Consider the following 9353-nt stretch of genomic DNA (forward strand, 5'->3'; position numbering starts at 1 on the left):
CGTGCAGGCCCCCAGCCGACGGGGATTCGGCTCCCGGCTACTTGAGCGGGGGCTCGCGAGCGAGCTCAATGGCAGCGTTGAAATGACGTTCCCGTCTGATGGAGTGCGCTGCCGGATCAGCGCTCCGTTGGATGCAGCGCAGCCAGGCGGCGCTCTCTAGCTGCGCGACAGCCGCAGGGACTCCTCGCAAGAATGCGCACGGCGCCCAATCCGGTAAGCGGACCGTCCGAACGTCAGCTAAGGGTCGAAAGCGGACCTAACGCACTCTCCGCGGCTAGCGACTAGCGGCCGGCGGTCCCCCTCTCCAGCCCGAAGGGTAGGGCCGGTGTGGCGGAAATGACGCTGGGGGAGCGTTGTTCGGCGAGCGGGTTGACCGTGTTGTTAACCAAGCCTAGCTTCCGCGGCTCTGCGGGACCCGATGAGGAGGGACGATGACGACGTATCCGTTCGCACCGACCTTCCGACTGCGTTCCGCCGGGCCGCCGCCGCGCTAACTCACACCGGGCCCTGCGCCTGACGCCGGCCGCCGCAAGGGCGGACGGTTTCCGCGCGCCCGTGGTCCGCCGGGGCTGAACCGGCCGCCGATCCGCCCATTCCCCATCTTCCGCGCCGGAGGCGCGCGCCGCTCGCGTCGAACGTCGGGCGGCCCGCCGGCGCCGCCGCTTCGAGACCCGTTCGATGACCGACCATTACGAAGACGCCGAGGAGACCCGCAAGCGGGTGCTCTCGAACCGGCAGGTGCTGGGCTTCGTCGCCCGCTACTGGCGCCGGCGACCCTGGCTGCTCGCCGGCACCGTCACCCTGACCCTGGTGGCCGTGGGCTTCGACCTGGCGCTGCCCTGGGCGGCCGGCCGGCTGGTGGACGCGGTCACCGCGGGACCGGGCGACGCCGATCCCGCCTGGCGGGCCTGGATGCTGTTCGTCGGCGTCTACCTGGCGTTCTCGGTGATCCGGAACATGTCCATGCGCTTCCTGATCCCGATGTCGGCCAACAACATGAAGGACCTGACGGACGACGCCTTCCGGCGGGTGCAGTCGTTCTCGGCCGACTGGCACGCCGACACCTTCGCCGGCGCCACCGTGCGGCGGCTGTCGCGGGCCATGTGGGGCTACGACACGGTGACCGACGCGGCGGTGATCTGGTTCGGCCCGGCCTTCATCGTGCTCACCGGCCTGTGCGGGATGATGCTGCTGCGCTGGCCGGCGGTCGGCCTCTTCGCCTTTGCGGTGGTGGCGCTGTACATCGCCTCGAACATCGTCCTGACCTCGCTCTACGCCCGGCCGGCGAACACCCGGGCGGTGGCGCTGGACTCGCGGATCGGCGGGGCGCTGGCGGATTCCATCTCGTCCAACGCCACGGTGAAGACCTTCGGGGCCGAGCCGCGCGAGGAAGGCCGGATCGGGGAGGTCACCGAGCTCTGGCGGCGGGCGACGATCCGCAGCTGGAGCCGGTTCACCGACCTGTGGCTGCTGCACAACCTCCTGCTGGTGGCCCTGCAGGCCGGCCTGACCGGCATCCTGGTCTGGGAGTGGTCGCGCGGCCGCGCCGACGCGGGCGACATCGCCTTTGCGATCACCGCCTTCATGCTGATGAGCGGCTATCTGCGGAACATCGGCGAGAACATCCGCACGGCGCAGCGGGGCGTGGACGACATCGAGGACGTCGCCCGCTACGAGCAGATGGCGCCGCAGGTGCTGGACGCGCCGGAGGCGCGGAGCTTCCGGCCGGGAGCGGGGGAGATCATCTTCGACCGGGTGACCTTCCGCTACAAGTCGGCGGAGCGGCCGCTCTACGACGGCTTCTCGCTGATGATCCAGCCGGGCGAGCGGGTGGCGCTGGTCGGGGCCACGGGGGCCGGCAAGTCGACCTTCGTGAAGCTGATCCAGCGGCTGTACGACGTGGAGGGCGGACGCATCCTGATCGACGGCCAGGACGTGGCGGCGGTGACCCAGGGCTCGCTGCGCCGGGCCATCGCCGTGGTGCCGCAGGACCCCTCGCTGTTCCACCGGACGCTGGCCGAGAACATCAGCTATGCGCGGCCGGACGCCACCCACGACGAGATCGCCCTGGCGGCCCGGCGGGCGCGGGCCGACGACTTCATCTCGCGCCTGCCGAAAGGCTACGAGACCCTGGTGGGCGAGCGCGGCGTGAAGCTGTCCGGCGGCGAGCGGCAGCGGGTGGCGATCGCGCGCGCCTTCCTGGCGGACGCGCCGATCCTGGTGCTGGACGAGGCCACCTCGTCGCTGGACGTGGAGACCGAGCGCCAGGTGCAGGCGGCCATGGAGGAGCTGATGGTGGGCCGCACCACCATCGTCATCGCCCACCGCCTGTCGACGATCCGCGGCGCCGACCGGATCCTGGTGTTCGAGAACGGACGCATCGTCGAGGAGGGCCGGCACGCCGAGCTGGTGGGCCGCGGCGGGGCCTACGCGCGGCTGCACGCGGTGACGGAGGGGGCGGCCTAGGCGGGAGCTCCGAACCGCTCAGGACGCGGCCAGCGCCTCGGCCAGGGCGCCTGCGAGGTCGCCGCGCGGCTCGGCCTGGACGCGCTCCAGGCCGAGCCAGCCGGCCATCACCCGCAGTTCCTCGGCCAGCCGGACGGCGGTCTCGGCGGTGGCCCAGGGCTCCGCGTGGCTGGCCTGCACCAGGAGCACGCCCGCCTTGCGGTCGGCCTTGAGGTCGACGCGAGCGGTGAGCGCCTCGCCCTCCAGGAACGGCAGGACGTAGTAGCCGTGCTGGCGCTTCTCGGCCGGGGTGTAGATCTCGATGCGGAAGCGGACGCCGAACATCCGCTCGGTGCGCTCGCGGAACCAGATCAGGTTGTCGAACGGCGAGAGCAGGGCCTGGGCCTCGATGCGCCGGGGCCGGCGCGCGGCGGGGTCGAGATAGGCGGGCTCGCGCCAGCCCTTCACCGTCACCGGGGTCAGGGCGCCGGCCTCCACCAGCTCGCCCAGGCGGGCCCTGGCGTCGGCGACCGGCAGGCGGAAGTAGTCGCGCAGGTCCCGCTCGGTGGCCACGCCCATTGCCCGGGCGGCGATCATGACGAGTTCACGCTGGGCGGCGTCGCGCGGCGGGGTGGGCAGGTCGAGGATCTTCCGCGGGATCACCTTCTCGGGCAGGCCGTAGACCCGCTCGAAGGTCCCGCGGCGGGTGGCGGTGGTGAGCTCGCCCGTCCAGAACAGGCCCTCGACGGCGCGCTTGGACTCGCTCCAGCCCCACCAGCCGCCCTGGCCCTTGTGGCCCATCTCCAGCTCGGAGGCGGAGAGCGGGCCGCGGGCGGCGATCTCGTCCAGCACCCGGTCCACGAAGTCGCGGCGCTCGTGCAGGAAGCGGGCGATCCCCTTCCAGACCCCCAAGCCGTCGCGGGCGTCCTGCATGCGCCAGCGGAACAGCGGCTGGGCGGCGAGCGGCAGGAGCGAGGCCTCGTGCGCCCAGTACTCGAACAGCGGTCGCTTGCGGGCCCAGGCCAGCTCCTCGAGCAGCGGCCGCGGATAGGCTCCCAGGCGGGAGAAGGCGGGCAGGTAGTGGGTGCGGGAGACGACGTTGACGCTGTCGATCTGGACGACGCCCAGGCGCTCGATGGTCTTGAGAAGGTCGCGCTTGCCCGGGGCGGCGGGGCGGGGGCGGCCGAAGCCCTGGGCGGCGAGCGCGATCCGGCGGGCCTGGGCGGCGGTGAGGATCTCGGGGTTCATGGTCGCGCCCTCCGCGCGCTCCGGCGAGCGCCGGGATCCAGATTGACTCGAAGGCCGAGCTTAGGGCTTGAACAAAGGCGGAACAACATGGGGGCGGGGTGGGCCTGCGCCTGGATGGGGGCGCGGCCGTTGTAAGGTGGACAGGCCGCTTGGGTGCCAGCTTTCGCGGGGATGAGCGGAGGAGAGGGGGCGAACCCGCGACGGACCGGGCCTTAAGTTCACGGTGGCGAGTCTGCTCTGGCCTCTGAACGGCTCAAGGACGAGCGCGCAGCGCTCGCCGCCGCGCGGCGCGCCCGCAGGGCGCGTCCTTGACCCGTTCAGAGGCCAGAGCTGCAATCTGCCCGTGGACCTTAAGGGGGAGCAGCATCGAGGCGATGCTGCCCGGTGTGACGGCGGCCCGCGCCTCGCTACCGCTCCAGGCGGCCATCGGTCAGGGCCGAGGGCTCGAACTCGAAGAGGACGTCGGGGTCGGGGGCGGGGATGTCGCCGGCGATCTCGGGCGGGGCGAGCACCTTCAGGAGGTGGCGCATGATGGCCAGCCGGGCCTTCTTCTTCTTGTCGGTGTGGACGATCACCCACGGCGCGTCCGCCGAGTGGGTTCGGGTCAGCATCTCGTCCCGGGCCTGGGTGTAGGCGTCCCACTTGTCCTGGGCGACAGCGTCGAGAGGGCTGACCTTCAGGGCCTTGAGCGGGTCGGTGGTGCGGGCGGCGAGGCGCTTGGCCTGTTCCTTTCGCGAAATGTCGAGCCAGAGCTTGACGATCTGCACGCCGCCCCGGGTGAGCATGGACTCGAAGGGGCGGACGTCCTGCAGGAAGGCCTCCTGCTCGGCCGGCGGGGCGAAGCCCATGACCCGTTCGACGCCCGCCCGGTTGTACCAGGAGCGGTTGAAGATCACGAGCTCGCCGGCGGCGGGCAGATGGGGCGTGTAGCGCTGGAAGTACCACTGGCTGCGTTCGCGCTCGGTGGGCTTGGGCAAGGCGACCACGCGGGTGTTGCGGATCGACAGGTGCTCGGTGATCCGCTTGATGGCGCCGTCCTTGCCGGCCGCATCACGGCCTTCGAAGATCACGAGGTCCTTCTCTCCCGCCTCGATGGCGTACTGCTGGAAGCGCACGAGGGCGACCTGCAGGGCGCGCTCTTCGAGCTCGTAGGCGTCGGCGGTGTCGCTGGGGGCGTCCTTGGGCATGGTCGGGTAACGCGCGCCCTGCGATTCCGCTCATCCCGGCTTTCGCCGGGACGAGCGGACAAGAAGAAGCTCGGGGATGACGAGCGGAAAAGGGGCAGGGTAGAGAGACCCCCATGATCCGCCTGCATGTGCCGTACGACCTGGCCGCCGGGGCCGAGCTCGTCCTGGACGAGGGGCAGAGCCGCTATCTGGGGGCGGTGATGCGGGCCAAGGCGGGCGACGAGCTTCGGGTGTTCAACGGCCGGCACGGGGAGTGGCGGGCGATCGTCGGCCAGGTGGGCAAGCGCGCGGTGACCCTGCAGCTGATCGACCCGGCGCGGCCGCAGGCGCAGGGGCCGGACCTCGACCTGGTCATTGCGCTGGTGAAGCGCGGGCCGCTGGAGACCATCGTGGAGAAGGCCGCGGAGCTCGGCGTGCGGCGGATCCGGCCGGTGATCACCGAGCGCACCAACGCCGACCACACGCGAGTGGACCGCCTGCAGGCCATCGCCACCGAGGCCTCCGAGCAGACCGGCCGGCTGGACGTGCCGCAGGTGGCCGAGCCGGTGAAGCTGGAGCGGCTGATCGCGGCGTGGGAGGCGGGCCGGCGGCTGCTGTTCTGCGACGAGGCGGGGGACGCCCGGCCGGTGCTGGAGGCGGTGACGGACGGCGGCCCCTGGGCGGTCCTGGTGGGGCCCGAGGGCGGGTTCGCGCCGCGCGAGCGGGAGATGTTGCGGGGGCTGCCCTATGCCGTGGCGGCGACGCTTGGGCCGCGGATCCTGCGGGCCGACACGGCGGCGATCTCGGCGCTGACCCTGTGGCAGGCGGCGGCGGGCGACTGGCGTCCCTGACGGGCACACCTTGAGCGGCGCGGCGATTGCACCCATGTGACCTGACGACGTAAGGAACCGGGCGCGCGCCGCGGCGCTGCTCCAGGTTGGGACGGGGGAGGAATTCGGTATGGCTGGTGTCGCCTGCGACGACCGTCCCCTGGTGTTCGAAGACCTGGTCCGCTGGTTCGCCGAGGGCGCCAAGCCGGCCAGCGCCTGGCGGGTGGGGGCCGAGCACGAGAAGTTCGTGTTCCAGCTCGGGACCCATGCGCCGGTGCCCTACGCGCCGAACGGCATCCAGGCGCTGCTGGAGGGGCTGACCCGCTACGGCTGGAAGCCGGTGTACGAGGGCGAGCACGTGATCGCGCTCGAGCGCGGCATGGCCAATGTCAGCCTCGAGCCCGCCGGCCAGTTCGAGCTGTCGGGCGCCCCGCTGGAGACCATCCACGACATCTGCGAGGAGACCGGCGCGCACCTGCAGGAGGTGAAGGTCGTCGCCGACGAGCTGGGCCTGGGCTTCCTGGGCCTGGGCTTCACCCCGATCTGGACCCGCGAGCAGGTCCCGGTGATGCCCAAGGGCCGCTACAAGATCATGCGGGAATACATGCCGAAGGTCGGCTCCATGGGCCTCGACATGATGTTCCGCACCTGCACGGTGCAGGCGAACCTCGACTTCGGCTCGGAAGCCGACATGGTGGCCAAGTTCCGCACCTCGCTAGCGCTGCAGCCGATCGCCACCGCCCTGTTCGCCAACTCGCCCTTCAAGGAGGGCAAGCCCACCGGCCTGCTGTCGACCCGCGCGAACGTGTGGACCGACACCGACGGCGACCGCACGGGCATGCTGGACTTCGTGTTCCGCGACGGCTTCGGCTTCGAGACCTACGCCAACTACGCGCTCGACGTGCCCATGTACTTCGTCAAGCGCGACGGGCGGTACGTGGACGTGGCGGGGCGCTCGTTCCGCGACTTCATGGACGGCAAGCTCGCCGAGCTGCCGGGCGAGCGGCCGACCCTGAAGGACTGGGCCGACCACACCACCACCATCTTCCCCGAGGTGCGGCTGAAGCAGTACCTGGAGATGCGCGGCGCGGACTCCGGCCCCTGGAGCCGGCTCTGCGCCCTGCCGGCGCTGTGGATGGGGATCCTCTACGACGAGGCGGCGCTGGCCGCGGCCTGGGACCTCTGCAAGGACTGGGACATCGACGACCACGAGCGCCTGCGGGGCGACGTGGCGCGGCTGGGCCTGAAGGCGCAGGTGGCCGGCCGCAGCGTGCAGGACGTGGCCAAGGACATGCTGGCCATCGCCCGCGAGGGGCTGAAGCGCCGCAACCGGCTCTCCGGCGGCCTGGTGGACGAGAGCGGCTACCTGACCGAGCTCATCGAGATCGCCGAGAGCGGCGTCACCCCGGCCGAGCGGCTGCTGGAGCTCTATAACGGCCCCTGGCAAGGCGACGCCTCCAAGGTGTTCGAGGCCTTCGCCTACTAGGACGTTCGGTCAGGCGCCTTGGCGTCGGCGTCCTCGCGAACGCCCGCGCGACGGGCCGCGTCCCGGACGCCAGGGTCGATGGCTACGGCGGCCGCGATGTCGGCCCGACCCTGCGCAGTCTGGCCCTTCTGCAGCCTGGCGACCCCGCGGCCGTACAGTGACCAGGCGATGCGCGGCTGCAGCTTCAGCGCGGCGTCGTAGTCGGCGATCGCCTCGTCCAACCGGCCGAGCCGCAGCTTCACCAGACCACGGCTGTCGAGAACATTGGCCAGCCGCCCGGCTCGGCGGATCGCCGAGTCGCAGTCGGCGAGCGCCGCCTCGAGCTGCTTGCCCCAGAGCGCGCGCGCCCAGCAGCGCCCGTTGAGGGCCATCGTCACCTGTTCGTGGCTCGGATTGGCGGCGATCCAGGCGTCGTAGTGGGCGACCGCGCGCTCGTACTGCTCCGCCTCGCTGTAGATCTCGGCCACCGCCAGGCGAACTTCGGAGGTCGCGCCTGCCGCCTTCAAAGCCGCCTGGAAGTCCGCCTCGGCCCGTTCGGGTTGGCGGCTGGCGATGTAGAGCTGGCCGCGGGCCAGCAGGGCGCGACGGTCGTCGGGCTTCAGCTTCAGGGCCTGATCGAAATCGACCATGGCGAGTATCGGCTGCCGTGAAGCGAGGCGAGCCATGCCACGGTCGACGAGGTGCTTCGGCTCCCGAGGCTCCATTTCCGCGGCGCGGGTATAGTCGGCCACCGCACGGTCGAAGTCGCGGCGGGCCAGGTGGGCCGCGGCCCGCCTGGCGTAGGCGGCGGCGTCCGCCAGCGTCTCGGCGGCGGGCGCGACGGGTTCGGACGCGCCGGAAGCCGCAGCCTGAACGGCCCGCCGGGCGTCGGGCTCCCGGTCGAGCTTGAACACCGGTCCGCCGTTGTAGGTGAAGTAAACCTTTCGCTGCTTGCGCGAGACGTAGACGCGGTGGGCGAGGAAGAAGTCGGCGCCAAGCAGCATGTCAGCCTCGCCCAGCTGAAGGTCGGCGACCCGCAGCCGCGTGTTCTTGATCACCTCGCCGCCGATCTCGAAACTGTCGAAGGGGGCGATCCAGTTATCGAAGCGCCGCCGGCCGATGCCGCCGCTGACCCCGCCAAAATCGACGCCCTCGGCATCCGGACGGAAGCCCAGGCGTCGCGCCGCGGCGAGCGTCAGCACAGAGGTGGAAGCGCCGGTGTCGAGCATCACGTCGATCGACTGGCCGTTCAGCTTGGCACGGCTGCGCAGGTGAGGGGTGGCGGGGCTGAGCGGCTCCACGTCGATGACGCCGACGTCCTGACCGGCCTTGCTCCAGTAGGCCGGCATGGCCTTCTCACAGTTCTTTGGCACCAGGAGACGGATCGCGCCGTTGGCGAGGTCGTACTCCACGTCAGCGAAGCCCAGAACGTTTTGGCCGAGCAGGCCGGCGCTCTCATCCCCGCCGACCCCTGCGCCCTCTGCAACCAGGAACTGAATGTTCTTCAGCGGGACGCGATCGATGACGATCTCGTCGGCGACGCCGATGCTGACGCTGACGGACCCGCCGACGCCCTGCAGGCGCATGCCATAAGGGCCGGGCCGCATCTTCAGGCCCAGCCGCTTGGCGGCCTCGGGCGAGATCGTGCTGTACACCGCGCCGCTGTCGGCGAGCATAAGGGTGTCCTGACCATTGATCTTGATCGGCACCATGGGACGCGTGCCGCGCATGGTCACGTGCAGCTCAGCCGCGCGCTGGAGCGTGCAGCCGGCGGGCTTTGCGGCGGCCGAGGCCGGGTCCGCGGCGGCGAGGGTGGCGGCTGCAGCAGCCAGGACGACAGGGATCAGAGCGCGTGGCATGCGGTCAGGCTAGGGCGCCTGGAGCTCCACCGGAAGTCGTGTCCGGGGGCGGAACGCTACCGCAGCGTCCTCGCTCCTGGGCCGTCGCCTCGACGGCGAGGTGTTCGAGGCCTTCGCTACTAGACGATCCAGCCGGCTGGCAGGGCCGAGAGCTGGACGTTGGCCAGGACGAGCTGGCCGCCGCCGTCGAGGTCGACGACGGTGTCGGCGCCCGACTGGTGGGCCGTGTAGCGGGTCGCGCCCAGCAGGAGCCGGTCGCCTTCGGCGAAGCTGAAGTCCAGCACCAGGTCGCGGCCGCCGCCCACGAGGCCCACGAAGAGGTCGGCGCCCGCGCCGCCGG

6 protein-coding genes and 1 pseudogene are annotated in these 9353 nt (G+C 71.3%); 3 read left to right on the top strand and 4 right to left on the bottom strand.

Annotation, left to right across the window (positions count from 1 at the left end):
* Positions 1-678: 678 nt before the first annotated feature.
* On the top strand, positions 679-2466 hold the full coding sequence (locus VIL67_RS06655; RefSeq protein WP_332048089.1) for an ABC transporter ATP-binding protein: 1788 nt from the start codon (positions 679-681) through the stop codon (positions 2464-2466).
* 18 nt (positions 2467-2484) lie between these two features.
* On the opposite strand, the gene VIL67_RS06660 is transcribed toward VIL67_RS06655, so the two are convergent.
* Positions 2485-3693, bottom strand: a complete 1209-nt coding sequence (locus VIL67_RS06660) for a winged helix-turn-helix domain-containing protein (protein ID WP_332048090.1) — start codon at positions 3691-3693, stop codon at positions 2485-2487.
* A 407-nt stretch (positions 3694-4100) separates the two neighbouring features.
* A complete protein-coding gene (gene ppk2 / locus VIL67_RS06665) occupies positions 4101-4880 on the bottom strand; it encodes a polyphosphate kinase 2 (protein WP_332048091.1) in 780 nt (259 codons plus the stop codon).
* A 113-nt stretch (positions 4881-4993) separates the two neighbouring features.
* Here ppk2 and VIL67_RS06670 point away from each other — a divergent pair, with 113 nt between their 5' ends.
* On the top strand, positions 4994-5710 hold the full coding sequence (locus VIL67_RS06670) for a 16S rRNA (uracil(1498)-N(3))-methyltransferase (protein ID WP_332048092.1): 717 nt from the start codon (positions 4994-4996) through the stop codon (positions 5708-5710).
* 109 nt (positions 5711-5819) lie between these two features.
* On the top strand, positions 5820-7175 hold the full coding sequence (locus tag VIL67_RS06675) for a glutamate--cysteine ligase (RefSeq protein WP_332048093.1): 1356 nt from the start codon (positions 5820-5822) through the stop codon (positions 7173-7175).
* On the opposite strand, the gene VIL67_RS06680 is transcribed toward VIL67_RS06675, so the two are convergent.
* Positions 7172-9013 (bottom strand): aspartyl protease family protein, encoded by a 1842-nt coding sequence (locus VIL67_RS06680; RefSeq protein ID WP_332048094.1) that lies wholly within the window; start codon positions 9011-9013, stop codon positions 7172-7174. The two genes, VIL67_RS06675 and VIL67_RS06680, sit on opposite strands and share 4 nt — an antisense overlap.
* 119 nt (positions 9014-9132) lie before the next feature.
* A pseudogene (locus VIL67_RS06685) lies at positions 9133-9353 on the bottom strand (calcium-binding protein); the annotation flags it as partial.

Origin of the sequence: Phenylobacterium sp., assembly GCF_036563385.1 — a bacterium.
Classification (GTDB): domain Bacteria; phylum Pseudomonadota; class Alphaproteobacteria; order Caulobacterales; family Caulobacteraceae; genus Phenylobacterium.

Coding starts and splice junctions, on each gene's coding strand:
- VIL67_RS06680 (WP_332048094.1), bottom strand. CDS start 9,013: ATGCCACGCGCTCTGATCCCTGTCGTCCTGGCTGCTGCAGCCGCCACC.
- VIL67_RS06670 (WP_332048092.1), top strand. CDS start 4,994: ATGATCCGCCTGCATGTGCCGTACGACCTGGCCGCCGGGGCCGAGCTC.
- VIL67_RS06660 (WP_332048090.1), bottom strand. CDS start 3,693: ATGAACCCCGAGATCCTCACCGCCGCCCAGGCCCGCCGGATCGCGCTC.
- ppk2 (WP_332048091.1), bottom strand. CDS start 4,880: ATGCCCAAGGACGCCCCCAGCGACACCGCCGACGCCTACGAGCTCGAA.
- VIL67_RS06675 (WP_332048093.1), top strand. CDS start 5,820: ATGGCTGGTGTCGCCTGCGACGACCGTCCCCTGGTGTTCGAAGACCTG.
- VIL67_RS06655 (WP_332048089.1), top strand. CDS start 679: ATGACCGACCATTACGAAGACGCCGAGGAGACCCGCAAGCGGGTGCTC.